A 15310-nucleotide genomic window follows, 5' to 3' on the forward strand; every position below is an offset into this window, starting at 1 on the left:
ATATTTTGGACAAGAAAAAAGAGTCCGGGTTCAATACCTGGACTCTTTACCTAATAAAACTTACGCGAGTACCGCCATTACATTGCGAACTGCATCAGCAGATTTATCGAGTGCTGCTTTTTCGTCAGCAGTAAGGTCAAGTTCATATACTTTTTCAATACCATCTTTACCAAGCAGTGTCGGTACACCGAGGTACAGATCTTTGTAACCATATTCGCCTTCAAGGTATGCAATTGTTGGCAGGATACGTTTTTGGTCTTTAATGATTGCTTCAGCCATTTCCACAAGGGAAGCAGCTGGAGCATAGTATGCAGAACCGTTACCAAGCAGGTTAACGATCTCAGCACCACCAGTACGTGCACGATCAACGATCTCATCAAGACGATCTTTCGGAATCAGTGTTTCGAGCGGGATACCGCCAGCATAAGAGTAACGTACAAGCGGAACCATTGTGTCGCCGTGACCACCAAGTACGAAAGCTGTTACGTCTTTCACAGAAATGTTCAATTCCATCGCAACGAATGTGCGGAAACGTCCTGTGTCAAGCACACCGGATTGACCGATTACGCGGTTTTTCGGGAAGCCTGTTGTTTTGAACAGTGTGTATGTCATCGCATCTACCGGGTTGGAGAGTACGAGGATAGTCGAATTCGGAGCGTATTTTTTGATTTGCTCACCAACAGCTTTCATGATGCCAGCATTTGTGTTCACAAGGTCATCACGGCTCATGCCTGGTTTACGAGCAATACCTGCTGTTACGATTACCATATCAGCATCTTTGATGTCTTCATAGCTTGATGTACCAATTACATGAGAATCAAATCCTTGAACAGGACCTGCTTCTGCCATATCAAGTGCTTTACCTTTTGTTGGGTTTTCCATTTGTGGGATGTCAACAAGAATAACATCACCCAGTTCTTTTTGTGCAAGAAGGAATGCAGTAGTAGCACCTGTGAAACCTGAACCAATAACAGCGATTTTTTTACGTGTGAAAGACATATTTTTTCGCCTCCTGGTTAAATGGTATATATGGAAAAAAGTAAAACACATACAAGGAAGGGGAAACGTATGCCTGAGTGGCATGCGTTGCCCCATTTAGAAAGTAAAGATATATTACATGTTTTTGATCAATGCATCGCCGAACTCAGAGCATTTCAGTTCAGTAGCACCATCCATCAGACGAGCGAAGTCATATGTAACTTCTTTCGAAGAAATAGTTTTCTCGATGGAATTAATGATCAAATCAGCCGCTTCTGTCCAGCCCATGTGACGAAGCATCATTTCACCGGAAAGAATAACGGAAGATGGATTTACTTTATCCAAACCTGCATACTTCGGAGCTGTACCATGTGTTGCTTCGAAGATTGCACGGCCTGTTACATAGTTAATGTTAGCGCCTGGTGCGATACCGATACCACCAACCTGTGCAGCGAGTGCATCAGATACATAGTCGCCGTTCAGGTTCAGTGTAGCTACTACATCATACTCAGCTGGACGAGTTAGAATTTGTTGCAGGAATGCATCTGCAATCACATCTTTTACGATGATTTTGCCAGCTTCTTCTGCTTCTGCCTGCGCTTTGTTCGCAGCATCTTTACCTTGCTCGTCAGCAATACGATCATATTGTGCCCATGTAAATACTTTGTCAGCAAATTCTTTTTCTGCCAACTCGTAGCCCCATGTTTTGAAAGCACCTTCTGTGAACTTCATGATATTTCCTTTATGAACAAGTGTTACACTCTTACGTTTGTTCGCAATTGCATACTCGATGGCTGCACGAACAAGACGGCTTGTTCCTTCTTTAGAAACAGGCTTGATACCGATACCAGATGTTTCTGGGAAGCGGATTTTCTTAACGCCCATTTCGTTTTGCAGGAAGTTGATCACTTTTTTCACTTCTTCACTGCCTTCATTCCATTCAATACCTGCATAAATATCTTCTGTATTTTCACGGAAAATAACCATGTCAGTTTGCTCTGGGTGTTTTACAGGAGAAGGCACGCCATCGAAATATTGAACCGGACGTACACATGCATACAGGTCAAGCTCTTGACGAAGCGCTACGTTAATAGAGCGAATACCGCCGCCAACCGGAGTTGTTAACGGTCCTTTGATCGCTACCAGGTATTCATTGATTGCAGTCAGTGTATCTTTCGGCAGCCATTCACCATACGTATTGAACGCTTTTTCCCCTGCAAATACTTCGTACCAAGCGATTTTTTTCTCGCCATTATACGCTTTCTCTACAGCAGCATCAAGAACGCGAACAGATGCATTCCAGATATCTGGGCCTGTACCGTCACCTTCAATGAATGGAACGATTGGATTGTTTGGAACGTTCAGCTTACCTGTGCTGTCAACTGCGATTTTCTCACCATGCGTCGGCATTTCGTACTTTTCAAAAATGGACACCTTTACCCCTCCCAAAGTATGTACTTATCACCAAATGGAAAATTCTTTTTTCCACTCGATGAATATGAAATGAAACAGGGGGAGGAAAAATACCCCCACCTGTTTACAAACGATCAAACTAGCGCTCGCTCACCGGTACATATTTCGCATTAACCGGACCTACGTATTCCGCACGCGGACGGATTAGACGGTTGTTTTCGTACTGTTCAAGGATGTGTGCAGTCCAGCCAGACATGCGGCTGATCGCAAAAATCGGTGTGAACAGGTCACGTGGGATGTTAAGGCTGTGATATACGGACGCAGAATAGAAGTCTACGTTCGGTTTCAGACCTTTTTCACCTGATACCATCTCATCGATTTTTACAGACATTTCATACCATTGCGGCTGTCCTGTAAGCTTAGTAAGCTTCTCGGACATTTTGCACAGGTGTTTCGCACGCGGGTCGCCATCCTTGTATACACGGTGACCAAAGCCCATAATTTTTACTTTTTGATCCAGCTTTTCGCGGATATAGCTTTCCACGTTTGCTGGGTCCTTGATTTCTTCAAGCATCGCCATAACCGCTTCGTTCGCACCACCGTGGAGTGGTCCTTTGAGTGCGCCGATTGCAGATGTGATACCAGAATAAATATCAGACAGCGTTGCTACTGTAACACGTGCCGCGAATGTAGAAGCGTTCAACTCGTGGTCAGCATGCAGAACAAGCGCTGTATCAAGTGCTTCAATTGCAATTTGATCCGGTTCTTCGCCGTTAAGCATATATAAGAAATTTTGCGCCAGGCCGAAATCTTTGCGCGGAGCTACTGGCTCCTTACCCTGACGGATGCGGCTGAATGCAGCGATTACTGTGCCGACTTTCGCCTGAAGACGGATTGCCTTGCGAAGGTTTGCTTCGCGGGACATATCTTGTGCTTCTGTGTCGTGCAGAGCAAGCGCAGAGATTGCTGTGCGCAATACTGCCATCGGGTGGTTACCCGCTGGAGCAGCTTTTAGAATGTCGATAACATTTTGCGGGATTTCCGCGTTTTCTGCAAATTCTCTCTTTAGTTTGTCCAATTCATCTGCTTTTGGCAGACGTGTGTGCCAGAGCAAATAAACAACTTCCTCAAACGAAGCATTCTCTGCAAGTTCATCAATGTTGATGCCTGCATACGTCAACACGCCGTCAATAATGGAGCTGATGGAAGATTGTGCTGCTACAATGCCTTCTAAACCTTTAGTTGCTGACATAGTATATCTCTCCTTTATCCCAAAATATGTCTGTTGGACGCTTCTGAAGATATCCTCCGTCTTTTTTCAGAGCTCCCGATTGGGTATAAAGAAAGAGGATACTTCTTAAGTCAGAATAATTATAGAATACTTCGCTGTATTTGTGAATGTTTTATTAACAAACTGTGAAAGATTACGTAACAATGGTGAAAGCTTGCTTTTTTCTCCATAGTTATCATAACCTAAAAAAGAAAATTAAGAAAGTATAAATCAATCCAAATAATGGAGGAGGATGCATGAACACCACAATTTTATACCACAGAATATTCCAGGTGCTCCGATTCATTCTTGTACTTGTCGGTCTGTATGTGATTTACAAAGCCCTTGTACTTACTACACCCTTACTGTACCCCTTTTTAATCGGGTTTATTATCGCCTATATGATTAATCGCCCGGTAAACGCACTGGAAGAACGGTTCCATTGGCCGCGCTGGCTGGCAATTTCCGCCCTGCTTGTTGTGGTCATAATCATTATTCTCGGTATTGCTACCCTACTGGTTACACAAGTAGTAATCGAGATTGGCAAACTAACGGAAATGCTGCCCATCTATATTGACCAGCTTTCCAACTATGCAAAAAACTTCTTCACCCAAAGTATTCAATCCAGCTTGTATGAGCGGTTTGTTAGTCTATACAGCAGTCTCGATGCAAGCTATCAGCAAAAAATTCATGAAACAATTGGACGTACCATGTCAGGACTTGCAGCAGCCGGAACGAACTTGACCAAAATCATATTGGCCGGTATTCAGGGAATTCTTTCTTCTCTGCCAAACGCCGCTACGGTTATGGTAATCTCGATTATGTCATCGTTTTTCATCAGCAAAGATTATGACAAAATCACCGGTAAATTCCGCTCTCTTCTTCCTGATGAATATTCGCTTAAAGGACGCCGTATCGCTGATGACCTACGTAAAGCTCTGTTCGGTTTTGTCAAAGCACAGTTTACATTGATCTCGATTACGGCTGTAATCGTCATTATTGGACTGCTCGTCCTGCAGGTTCGCTACGCCGTATCCATTGGTCTGCTGGCTGGATTAGTCGATTTAATGCCGTATCTTGGAACGGGTACTGTATTTGTGCCATGGATTGTATATTCCGTATTTGATCACGATTATAAATTAGTGATTGGGCTTTCTGTTTTATACGCCATCGTCATTATTCAACGCCAGATTATGGAGCCGAAAATTGTCGCCACTAATGTTGGACTCGACCCGCTTCTTACACTAATTGCCCTGTTTGTTGGTCTTAAGTTGTTCGGATTTATTGGCTTGATTGCGGGTCCTGTTTTGCTTGTTGTCATCAATGCACTGCAAAACGCAGGGGTGTTCCGCGATACGTGGGAGTTTATTAAGGGACAACCACCGTCTACTCCATCATAAATATCTACATTAATACGGTAAAAAAGAAAAAAAGCAGATAAGCGACAGCTTTCTGCTTTTTTCTTTATATTTATCAAAAACGATTGAAATTAAAAATCTTAAACTGCCCTGTCTGTATTTTTCTAAATAACCAAATTTTAAGGAGCTGTCGCGCGATGATACGCGTGCCAGGAAAGAGCAGAAAGAATCCCAAAATATCCGTAAAAAATCCAGGGGTTAGCAGTAAAAGCCCTCCGGCAAAAATACAGATTCCATCAAGAATCGCATCCCCCGGAAGTTGTCCCTGACTCATCTGCATTTGCGCCATCCGAAATACTCGCAATCCCTGCTGACGCGCAAGCCATGCCCCGCCAACTCCAGTTAAAATACAGAAAAGAATCGTCGGAATCCAGCCAATTCCTTGTCCGACTTTAATAAACAGCCAGATCTCAAGCGTCGGAATAACGAGCAGCAGTACAAGCAAAATACGCAGCATACGTTTTCCTCCTCATTTTTATACCCGTTCATACCGTTTCATGATCTCATATAGCTCAGGCATTTTCTTTTCAATTCGAACCGGCTTAAGTTCAGTCGTCGTCCAAATATGGTGCGTTTCACCTGTTACGAGCAGTTCGTGATCAGACAAGCGGCGAATCTCATAACCAAAAACAAGCCGTACCCTTTCACATTTGACAACCTGTGTCCGTATTAGCAGCTCTTCATCATAGCGAGCTGCTTTTTTGTATTTCAAGTTCGTCTCAGACAGCGGAAGCATGAAGCCAAGATCTTCGAAGCGGCGATACGCGTATCCGATATCTCGAATCAGCTCGGTACGTCCAACTTCGAACCAGATCAAATAATTGGAATGATACACGACCTGCATCTGGTCTGTGTCCGCATATCGCACACGGACCGTTGTTTCAAACCATTTTCCATTCTCTTCTGTCATGCTTCCTCCACGTCCTTTTTATAAAATACGGGCGAAGCCGGAATAAATATGGCCCGTCATCGCATCCACCGTTACTTCATCCCCGTCTGCAAACAATTCGGCCGCATTATGTACACCAACAACGACCGGAATGCCAACACTCAGACCAACAACTGCCGCATGTGACGTTAACCCGCCTTCTTCTACAATCAGCGCACTTGCTTTTTCAATCAATGGCATCATCTCACGGTCTGTGCTAGTGGCAACAAGTACGAATGGTCCTTCTGGAAGTAGTGGAAGTTCAGCATTTGCTTTCACATTCAATACATGTCCCGTTGCCGCTTTCCGGCCAATGCCCTGTCCGCGTGCGGTTACATCACCAACAACGTGAACTTTAAGCAAGTTCGTCGTACCTGGCTCCCGTACCGGAACACCGGCTGTAATAATAACAAGGTCGCCGCTCTTTACGAGACCAGCTTGCATCGCCGTTTTCACCGATGTATCCAGCATTTCATCTGTTGTGCCAGATGCTTGTGACTGTACCGGAATGACGCCCCAGACAAGCGCTAGCTTACGGCATATATGAGCATGTGGTGTAACAGCAACGATCGGAGCTTTCGGACGGAACTTGGATACCATACGTGCGGTATGTCCACTCTCTGTTGCCGTAATAATCGCCTGTGCATCCAGGTCAAATGCGACATTCGCAACGGCCTGACTAAGCGCATCTGGGATGAGCATCTGCTTGCGGCTTGACTGTGTATGAAGAATTTCATGATACGCAAGCGCCGCTTCGGTCCGTTCGGCAATCCGGTTCATCGTCTGAACGGCTTCTACTGGATATTTACCAGCCGCTGTCTCACCTGACAACATAATCGCGTCCGTTCCATCAAAAATGGCATTCGCTACATCGCTTGCTTCCGCCCGTGTCGGACGTGGATTGCGCTGCATCGAATCAAGCATTTGTGTCGCTGTAATCACCGGCTTGCCGACCTGATTGCATGTATAGATTAGCTCTTTCTGCACAAGCGGCACTTCTTCTGCCGGAATCTCAACGCCAAGATCGCCACGCGCTACCATGAGACCGTTCGATACAGCAAGAATGTCTGCCGCATTTTTAACCCCTTCATGGTTTTCGATTTTGGAGATAATTTGAATCGAAGCGCCGTGACGTTCTAAAATTTTACGGATTTCCAGCACATCTTCCGGCTTGCGCACGAATGATGCTGCAATGATATCGATGTTTTGTTTAATCCCGAACTCGATATCTTGTGCATCTTTTTCCGTAATACCTGGCAGACCAATCTGAACGCCTGGCACGTTGACACCTTTGCGATCTTTCAGCGTACCGCCATTAAGAATGCGACAGTGAATGTCCGGTCCTTCTACTTTTTCAACTGTTAGTCCGATAAGACCGTCATCAATAAGAATCGTAGACCCTGGATGCACATCATTTGGCAGTCCTTCATACGTAATGGAAACACGCTTCTCATTGCCGCGAATCTCTTCAGCTGTAAGGACGATCATTTCCCCTTCTTTCAGTTCCACCGATGGCTGATCCAGAAGGCCAGTACGAATTTCCGGACCTTTTGTATCAAGTAGAATGGCAATGTTTTTGCCGAGTTCGGATGCTGCCTGACGAATCGCTGTAATACGCGCCGCATGTTCTTCATGTGTGCCATGGGAGAAATTCAGACGGGCAACGTTCATTCCGGCCTTCATCAATTCTTTCAGGGTGTCAATCGATTCACTTGCTGGACCAATGGTGCAGACGATCTTCGTTTTTCGCATTGTTTGTTTCGGACCTCCCTAGATAGATTGTGTTACAGCATATTGTCCTATCGCTTTATATTTGTTGTAGCGGTCCGCTACTCGTTCCTCACGATTCATTATATCAAGTTCTGCGAGATGACGGGTGATCACTTCACGTAAAGCTGATGCAGTCTGTTCCAAATTACGGTGTGCTCCACCGAGCGGTTCTGGTACAATCTCATCTACAACTCCTAGTTCACGCAAATCACGGGCCGTAATTTTCATCGTCTCCGCTGCACGCTGTGCCTGGGATGCATCCTTCCAGAGCAGGGCTGCCGCACCTTCTGGGGAGATTACGGAGTAAAAGGAGTTCTCTAGCATTAACAAACGATTGCCAACGCCAAGCGCCAATGCGCCACCGCTTCCTCCCTCCCCGGTTACGATGCAGATGATTGGAACACCGAACGACGCCATCTCACGCAAGTTACGCGCGATTGCTTCACTCTGTCCGCGCTCTTCTGCTGCCATCCCCGGATATGCACCTGTTGTGTTAATAAAACAGATGATCGGGCGGTCGAATTTATCCGCCTGCTGCATAAGGCGAAGCGCCTTGCGATACCCTTCAGGATGCGGCATTCCGAAGTTACGCGCGATATTATCCTTCGTATCTTTCCCTTTCTGATGCCCCATCACGGTAACCGGACGACCGTTAAACTTGGCAATGCCTGCAACAATGGCCGCATCATCCCCATACAGTCGGTCTCCATGCAGCTCGATAAAGTCCGTACATAATGCGTTAATAAAATCCAACGTGGTTGGACGTTCCGGGTGGCGTGCCACCTGTACCCGCTGCCACGGTGTAAGTCCTTCGTATATATCCTGCGCCAATGTCTTTGCCCGCGCTTCAAGTTTCGTAATCTCGTCGCTTAAATCAATGTCTTTCTCACTGGTAAAGCGGCGCAGCTCTTCAATTTTGGCATTCAGCTCGAGGAGCGGTTTTTCAAAAGGAAGTTCTCCAGCCATTAGTTTGTCCCCCTTACCGTATGCATATCGAGAATTTTACCAAGTGTATCGCGCATCTCTTTACGCGGAAGAATCCGATCAAGCTGCCCCTTCTTCAATAGGAACTCTGCAGTCTGAAAATCTGGTGGCAGCTCCTGTCGAATCGTCTGCTCAATAATGCGACGTCCTGCAAATCCGATCAATGCCCCTGGCTCTGCGAAGTTGTAGTCGCCAAGCGATGCAAAACTTGCTGATACACCACCGGTTGTTGGATTAGTCATAATCGAAATGTACAGTCCACCTGCCGCACTCAACTTAGCAAGTGCTGCACTCGTTTTTGCCATCTGCATCAAGCTTAAAACACCTTCCTGCATACGAGCGCCGCCTGATGCGGAGAACAGAAGGAACGGATATTTTTTCTCAATCGCCTGCTCGATGGCACGGGCTATTTTCTCTCCCACGACAGAACCCATGCTTCCCATTCGAAAACGAGAATCCATCACAGCAATGACAACCGGATATCCCTTAATTGTCCCTTCCCCCGTCAGAATGGCTTCAGATAAGCCGGACTTCTCTCGGTCCTGATTTAGTTTATCCACATAACCTGGGAATCCAAGTGGGTCCGCTGACAGAAGATCGGCATCATACTCAAAGAAATGACCCTCATCCAGCGTGGTCGCAATTCTTTCAAATGCATTCATTGGAAAGTGATGGGCACAAGCCTGGCATACTTTCAGATTTTTTTCGAGTTCGCGTGTATACGTAATCGCGCCGCATTTTGGACATTTTACCATCAGCCCTTCCGGCACTTCTTTCGGCTCGACTTTATCCGTCTCACCCGTTACTTGCCCACTCTGCACCGTGGCATAGCGTCTTTTTTTATAAAAAATATCTTTCAACATTACTTAACACCTCTCTTGTGGCATTCCTGAAGAATAAAGACCGATCGAGCCCGTCATTCTTCTTACCCAAATATGTATCGCCTCGTCTATAAAATACTGTTTTCCAGATGAAGCGCCATCCGCATAACCGCTAGATTCTCATCCCCTGCTCGAATCGCCTCAAGAATTGCTCGATGTTCCTCAAGCGCTTCCTCGGCACGACCTTCACGCGCAAGCGAGGTTTCCCGCACAGTCTTACTGTATTCGATAAGCGGCACCCAGATTCGATGCAAAACGGAGTTGCGACTGGAGCGGCAGATCGTACGGTGGAATAAATAATCTTCCTCTGTCGGAATCCGCCCAGCCTCAATCGCCTGCTCAGCAGACTGGATGATTCGATCCATCTCTCGGAAGTGACGCTCACTTCCCCGCCTGCAAGCCAACCGCACCGCATCAAGCTCCAGAATTGTACGCATCTCTACTACATCATTTCTTGTCTTAAAGTCCTTTAATACATACACACCAATTAGATCAATCAGTTTATTATGACGATAATGCTGCAGAAATGTACCTTCGCCTCTGCGCGTTGTAATCAATCCGAGCAGTTCAAGTGCCCGAAGTGCTTCGCGCACAGAAGAGCGACCAACAGCAAGTCGATCAGACAATTCTCGCTCTGATGGAAGCTTATCCCCCGGCTTAAGGCCGTCCTCTTTAATAATACGGTTAATCTCAAGCAAAATCTCCTGATAGACTTTTCGTTTTTCCGGAAGCAGCGGCATCCGTCTCCCCCTCCTCTTCCGTATCACCCTATTTCAGAAACGGCAAAAAGGAGGATGAATCCCCCTTCTGCTCGCTTGCTTATCGCGTGCTTTCAGCCTGCATTTTTTGTTGTAGCTGCTTCGGATCAATCTCCTGTCGTGCTACCTCCGTTTCAATCGCTGCCTGAGCGACGGCCGCCGCTACATGAGGAGCGACCCGTGTATCAAATGGCGATGGAATGATATAGTCCGCTGACAGTTCCTCTTCGCTGATGAGCTCAGCAATCGCACGGACTGCAGCAAGCTTCATCGCTTCGTTAATGTCTGTTGCCATCACTTCAAGTGCACCACGGAAGATACCTGGAAATGCGAGTACGTTGTTCACCTGATTTGGGAAATCAGAACGTCCGGTTCCCACAACGGCTGCACCCATTTCTCGTGCTAACTCAGGCATAATTTCTGGTACCGGATTTGCCATTGCAAAAATGATTGGGTTCTCATTCATACTCTTCACCATTTCCGGTGTAACTGAGCCCGCTACTGATACGCCAATGAATACGTCCGCACCTTTCATCACGTCTTCTAGCGTGCCCTCTGCTCGCTTATGATTTGTAATGCGAGCGATGCTATCTTTAACCGGGTTCATACCGAACGGACGCCCTTCATAAATCGCACCCTTAGAGTCACACATGATCACGTCTTTTACACCCATCGACAGCAGAAGCTTAATAATAGCAATTCCCGCCGCACCTGCGCCGTTTGCTACTACCAGGATGTCCTCCATTTTCTTGCCAGTAAGCTTGAGTGCATTAAGTAGACCGGCTGCCGTTACAATCGCTGTTCCATGCTGATCATCATGGAATACTGGAATATTTAGCTCTTCTTTCAGGCGTTCTTCAATCTCGAAGCAGTTCGGAGCTGCAATATCTTCGAGATTAATGCCGCCAAATGTCGGTTCAAGATATTTCACAGTCCGAATGATTTCTTCCGGGTCCTGCGTATTTAAGCAGATCGGGAACGCGTCCACGCCTGCGAATGATTTAAACAGTACCGCCTTGCCCTCCATTACTGGCAACGCGCCTTCCGGTCCAATATTGCCAAGACCGAGCACCGCTGATCCGTCTGACACGACTGCTACCATGTTACCTTTAGACGTATAATCATATACTTTTTTCGTATTATCAAAAATATCTTTACAAGGCTCTGCAACGCCCGGTGAGTATGCAAGGCTCAGATCATATGCGCTCTCAAGTGGCACTTTGGATTCGACACGGATTTTCCCGCGATTTTCTGTATGCAACTGTAATGCTTTTTCTCTCATGTTTGGCACCTTCTGAACACTCCTTCATCACACAATCCTGGTTATCAGTGGTCTGACCACTTGTTTGGATATGTTTTCATTATACCAGAAGGTTGCCGTGTGTAAACAGGAGGAAAAGAAGCCCCGCAAGCTTCTCGGGGCAAATTTACCTAGTTTTTACAACCACCAAGCCTTTTCCTACAATTTTCTCAATATTCCTAATAATTTCACTCGTTACGGATATTTTATACGCATCAGCAAGGCGCACCGTACGTTTGGAAGCGGCATAATACAACAATACACAGGAATCGCCTGGATGCTCGCGGAGTTGATCACGAAGCTCAAGCATACGAGCTGGTTCAGCTTCCATTTCAGGAGTAATCTTGATAAAGATTGTTTGTTGCTCGGGGCTATTCGCAGGCATTTGTGCCGCCACATCCGACAGTTTTGCGATATGATCGGCAATACATTTTGTTTCATTGCCTTGATGCTCGATTTTCCCTTCAACAAGTAAAACTTCTCCTCGTTCTAAGACCGATATCGCCTGATCATACACACCTGGGAATACCACAATTTCTGTCCGAGAACGCCAATCTTCTAACTGGACAAACGCCATTGGCCGCCCTTTTTTGGTTGTAATGCGCCGAACCGATGCTACGATACCGGCAAGCCGAATGGACTTTTTATTCGGGATGTCCATCAACTGATGCAACGGTGTAATGCTCGGATGCAAACACAACTCCCTGTACTCATCAAGCGGATGACCGGATAAGTGTAAGCCAAGCAATTCTTTCTCCTGCTCAAGCAGCTCCTGACGTGTCCATGGCAGCACATCTGGTAGATCAGGTGGCAGATCAGCATCCTGTTCGTCGTCGGTGCCAAGCAAGTTCATCTGCTCGCCCGTCTCTACCAGTCTCCGCCTGCGTCCACTCCATTCGAGTGCCGTCTCCAATCCCGCTGCTAAAGAAGCACGATGACCCGGCAAACAATCGAATGCTCCCGAACGAATGAGTGCTTCCAGCACACGGCGATTGCACACCCGAACATCCAGCCGGGAACATACATCTACCAGACTAATAAATTCTCCATTCTCGCGCTCCGCTAGAATATGCCGAATCGCCTGTACACCGACATTTTTAATTGCCGTAAGTCCGAAACGAATTCCCCCATTTTCTACCCGAAAGCCGCTTCCGCTCCGATTCACATCCGGAGGTAGTACAGAAATTGAATGACGTCTGCACTCCTCAATATATTCAGCCACTTTGTCCATATTCCCCTGCGCGATGGTGAGCAAGGCTGCGAGAAATACAACCGGGTAATTCGCCTTCACATACGCCATCCGATAAGAAATCAGCGCATACGCTGCGCTATGACTCCGGTTAAAACCATAATCCGCAAAGCGGACAATCAAATCGTACAGTTCGTTCGCCAACTTTTCCTCATAGCCATTCCTAACTGCACCTACTACGAATGCGGTACGCTGTTCCGCCAGCAGCTCCCGCTTCTTTTTACTCACGGCCCGCCGTAAAAGGTCCGCTTCTCCGAGCGTAAAGCCCGCGACCGCCGATGCGATTTGCATGATTTGTTCCTGATACAAAATATACCCATACGTATGCTGTAAAATCGGTTTAAGCACTGGGTGCAAATAAACGACTGCCCGCTCCCCGTGCTTCGCTGCTGCAAAATCCGGGATAAATTCCATCGGACCCGGACGGAACAATGCCAGTACTGCGACAATATCTTCAAATTCAGATGGCTTCACAATACGCAGTGCATGGCGCATACCGGATGATTCAAGCTGAAAGACCCCAGCCGTATCCGCCGTCGCAAGCATCTCGTATGTACGCGCATCATCAAGCGGAATCGCTGTGAGATCAAGGGCTACGCCTTCCTGCTCTTCAATCATCTGCGCCACCTGTTCGAGGAGCGTTAAGTTACGCAGACCGAGAAAGTCCATTTTAAGCAGCCCAACAGCTTCTAGCGACTCCATCGCATACTGCGTTAGGGCGATCCCGCCATTCCCTTCTTGAAGCGGCACATATTGCGTCAGAGGTTCACGTGAGATGACAACACCGGCCGCATGTGTAGAAGCGTGGCGCGGCAGCCCCTCAAGCGCTTGCGCCCAGCTAAGCAGCTTGGCTACCTGCGGGTGCTCATCCATCATATTGCGAAGTGCGTTTGTTTTCTCGATAGCGCCACGAAGTGTAATCCCAAGCTCATTTGGGATGAGCTTGGCTACTTTGTCTACCATTGCATTCGGAAGCCCAAGTGCTCGTCCAACGTCCCGCACCGCCGCCCGTGCGGCCAGTGTACCAAATGTAACAATTTGAGCAACCCGATCCGTCCCGTATTTCTCCGCCACATATGCGATAACTTCATCACGCCGATCATAACTAAAATCAACATCAATATCGGGCATGCTGATGCGTTCTGGATTCAAAAACCGCTCGAATAGCAGGTGGTAGTGTACCGGGTCAATATCGGTAATCCGCAGGACATAAGCAACCAGACTGCCTGCTGCTGATCCCCGCCCCGGTCCAACCGCAATCCCTTGCTCTCTAGCAAAGCGAATAAAATCCCAGACAATGAGAAAATAGTCTGCAAAGCCCATCCGATTGATGACATCAAGCTCATACGTAAGCCGCTCCTGCACCTGTCCGCTTGGCTGCATGCCGTATCGCTCCCGCACTCCCTCTTCACACCGCTCGCGCAAGTACTCGACTGCCGACATCCCTGCTGGCGTCTGAAACTTCGGAAGTATGGTCTCACCAAGCGGAATCTCAACCTGACAACGCTTCGCAATGCGTACCGTATTCTCAAGCGCCTCGGTTAAAAACACAAACAGCTCACTCATCTCCGCTGGGCTTTTCAAATAATACTCTCGTGTCAGATAACGTTCTCGACTATCATCCGTCACCGTCTTGCCTTGTCCAATACACAGCAATACATCAAATGCTGCTGCGTCTTCCGTATTCACATACCGTACGTCATTCGTTGCCACAAGCGGGATTTTCGTCAAACGGCTTAACTCGGTTAGACGATAGTTCACTATTTTTTGCTCTTCCAAAAGATGATCCTGAATCTCCAAATAGAAGTTACCTGCTCCAAACCACGCCTCGTATCGCTGTGCCACCGCAGTCGCTCCTGCTGTGTCACCTGCTGCGAGCAATTTGCTAATCAGCCCCCTACTGCCGCCACTTAGCACAATGATTCCACCTGCAAATTCTACAAGCCGTGACTCCGGAATCGCTGGACTGCGATAGCCGGCTATATGGGCGATTGATAGCAGGCGCATAATGGAGCGGTAGCCCTCCAGTGTTTCAGCCAAAAGAATTAGTTCATGTCCGTCTATAGGCTTCCACTCCTCACCAGGCAGCACCGTAATCTGTACTCCAATAATCGGCTGAATACCCGCTTTGCGGCACGCTTTGTAAAATGGAATGACCCCGTACATGACAGATGTATCCGTAATCGCAAGCGCCGACATCCCTAGCTCCTGCGCCCTGCTCACCAGACTTTCTACACGGGCCGTACTTTCAAGCAAGCTGTACTCACTATGTACATGCAAGTGGACAAATGTTTCGGTCTGCATCGTATCTCCTCCCCGCCTATTATTCTGCTTTCTATTATACGCTACACAAAGCACAGA

General features: G+C 47.2%; 12 protein-coding genes. 1 reads left to right on the forward strand and 11 read right to left on the reverse strand.

Going from position 1 to position 15310, the window contains the following annotated elements; all coding sequences use genetic code 11:
- Positions 1 to 60: 60 nt before the first annotated feature.
- From mdh to citZ, 3 genes are all read right to left on the reverse strand, one after another.
- On the reverse strand, positions 61 to 999 hold the full coding sequence (mdh, locus tag PO771_RS15510) for a malate dehydrogenase (RefSeq protein WP_272560579.1): 939 nt from the start codon (positions 997 to 999) through the stop codon (positions 61 to 63).
- A 114-nt stretch (positions 1000 to 1113) separates the two neighbouring features.
- Positions 1114 to 2388: an NADP-dependent isocitrate dehydrogenase gene (gene icd, locus PO771_RS15515; RefSeq protein WP_272563191.1), complete on the reverse strand. Its 1275-nt coding sequence runs from the start codon at positions 2386 to 2388 to the stop codon at positions 1114 to 1116.
- Positions 2389 to 2530: 142 nt separating this feature from the next.
- The gene (citZ, locus tag PO771_RS15520; RefSeq protein ID WP_272560580.1) at positions 2531 to 3643 is read right to left on the reverse strand and encodes a citrate synthase; all 1113 of its coding nucleotides are present in this window, start codon (positions 3641 to 3643) and stop codon (positions 2531 to 2533) included.
- 275 nt (positions 3644 to 3918) lie between these two features.
- On the opposite strand from citZ, the gene ytvI reads away from it, so the two are divergent.
- A complete protein-coding gene (gene ytvI / locus PO771_RS15525) occupies positions 3919 to 5061 on the forward strand; it encodes a sporulation integral membrane protein YtvI (RefSeq protein ID WP_272560581.1) in 1143 nt (380 codons plus the stop codon).
- A 73-nt stretch (positions 5062 to 5134) separates the two neighbouring features.
- On the opposite strand, the gene PO771_RS15530 is transcribed toward ytvI, so the two are convergent.
- From PO771_RS15530 to PO771_RS15565, 8 genes are all read right to left on the reverse strand, one after another.
- Complete coding sequence (locus PO771_RS15530; protein ID WP_272560582.1) at positions 5135 to 5536, reverse strand: FxsA family protein; 402 nt, start codon at positions 5534 to 5536, stop codon at positions 5135 to 5137.
- An 18-nt stretch (positions 5537 to 5554) separates the two neighbouring features.
- Positions 5555 to 5989 carry an acyl-CoA thioesterase gene (locus PO771_RS15535; protein WP_272560583.1) on the reverse strand — a complete coding sequence of 145 codons (435 nt, stop codon included), beginning with the start codon at positions 5987 to 5989 and terminating at the stop codon, positions 5555 to 5557.
- An 18-nt stretch (positions 5990 to 6007) separates the two neighbouring features.
- A complete protein-coding gene (pyk, locus tag PO771_RS15540) occupies positions 6008 to 7759 on the reverse strand; it encodes a pyruvate kinase (RefSeq protein ID WP_272560584.1) in 1752 nt (583 codons plus the stop codon).
- Positions 7760 to 7777: 18 nt separating this feature from the next.
- Complete coding sequence (gene accA / locus PO771_RS15545; RefSeq protein ID WP_272560585.1) at positions 7778 to 8743, reverse strand: acetyl-CoA carboxylase carboxyl transferase subunit alpha; 966 nt, start codon at positions 8741 to 8743, stop codon at positions 7778 to 7780.
- Positions 8743 to 9624, reverse strand: a complete 882-nt coding sequence (gene accD / locus PO771_RS15550) for an acetyl-CoA carboxylase, carboxyltransferase subunit beta (RefSeq protein WP_272560586.1) — start codon at positions 9622 to 9624, stop codon at positions 8743 to 8745. The genes accA and accD overlap by 1 nt, the downstream gene beginning before the upstream one ends.
- 86 nt (positions 9625 to 9710) lie before the next feature.
- On the reverse strand, positions 9711 to 10382 hold the full coding sequence (locus PO771_RS15555; protein ID WP_272560587.1) for a FadR/GntR family transcriptional regulator: 672 nt from the start codon (positions 10380 to 10382) through the stop codon (positions 9711 to 9713).
- 79 nt (positions 10383 to 10461) lie between these two features.
- Positions 10462 to 11682, reverse strand: coding sequence for an NADP-dependent malic enzyme (ystJ, locus tag PO771_RS15560; RefSeq protein WP_422664958.1), 1221 nt, complete (start codon positions 11680 to 11682; stop codon positions 10462 to 10464).
- A 145-nt stretch (positions 11683 to 11827) separates the two neighbouring features.
- Complete coding sequence (locus tag PO771_RS15565; RefSeq protein WP_272560589.1) at positions 11828 to 15253, reverse strand: DNA polymerase III subunit alpha; 3426 nt, start codon at positions 15251 to 15253, stop codon at positions 11828 to 11830.
- Positions 15254 to 15310 lie beyond the last annotated feature (57 nt).

Source organism: Aneurinibacillus uraniidurans, from assembly GCF_028471905.1.
Taxonomy (GTDB): Bacteria; Bacillota; Bacilli; order Aneurinibacillales; family Aneurinibacillaceae; genus Aneurinibacillus; species Aneurinibacillus uraniidurans.

What these genes read in the sequence shown, in the direction of transcription:
- mdh (WP_272560579.1), bottom strand. Translation starts at nt 999, where the DNA reads ATGTCTTTCACACGTAAAAAAATCGCTGTTATTGGTTCAGGTTTCACA.
- PO771_RS15555 (WP_272560587.1), bottom strand. Translation starts at nt 10,382, where the DNA reads ATGCCGCTGCTTCCGGAAAAACGAAAAGTCTATCAGGAGATTTTGCTT.
- pyk (WP_272560584.1), bottom strand. Translation starts at nt 7,759, where the DNA reads ATGCGAAAAACGAAGATCGTCTGCACCATTGGTCCAGCAAGTGAATCG.
- icd (WP_272563191.1), bottom strand. Translation starts at nt 2,388, where the DNA reads ATGCCGACGCATGGTGAGAAAATCGCAGTTGACAGCACAGGTAAGCTG.
- citZ (WP_272560580.1), bottom strand. Translation starts at nt 3,643, where the DNA reads ATGTCAGCAACTAAAGGTTTAGAAGGCATTGTAGCAGCACAATCTTCC.
- accA (WP_272560585.1), bottom strand. Translation starts at nt 8,743, where the DNA reads ATGGCTGGAGAACTTCCTTTTGAAAAACCGCTCCTCGAGCTGAATGCC.
- ystJ (WP_422664958.1), bottom strand. Translation starts at nt 11,682, where the DNA reads ATGAGAGAAAAAGCATTACAGTTGCATACAGAAAATCGCGGGAAAATC.
- PO771_RS15530 (WP_272560582.1), bottom strand. Translation starts at nt 5,536, where the DNA reads ATGCTGCGTATTTTGCTTGTACTGCTGCTCGTTATTCCGACGCTTGAG.
- PO771_RS15565 (WP_272560589.1), bottom strand. Translation starts at nt 15,253, where the DNA reads ATGCAGACCGAAACATTTGTCCACTTGCATGTACATAGTGAGTACAGC.
- PO771_RS15535 (WP_272560583.1), bottom strand. Translation starts at nt 5,989, where the DNA reads ATGACAGAAGAGAATGGAAAATGGTTTGAAACAACGGTCCGTGTGCGA.
- ytvI (WP_272560581.1), top strand. Translation starts at nt 3,919, where the DNA reads ATGAACACCACAATTTTATACCACAGAATATTCCAGGTGCTCCGATTC.
- accD (WP_272560586.1), bottom strand. Translation starts at nt 9,624, where the DNA reads ATGTTGAAAGATATTTTTTATAAAAAAAGACGCTATGCCACGGTGCAG.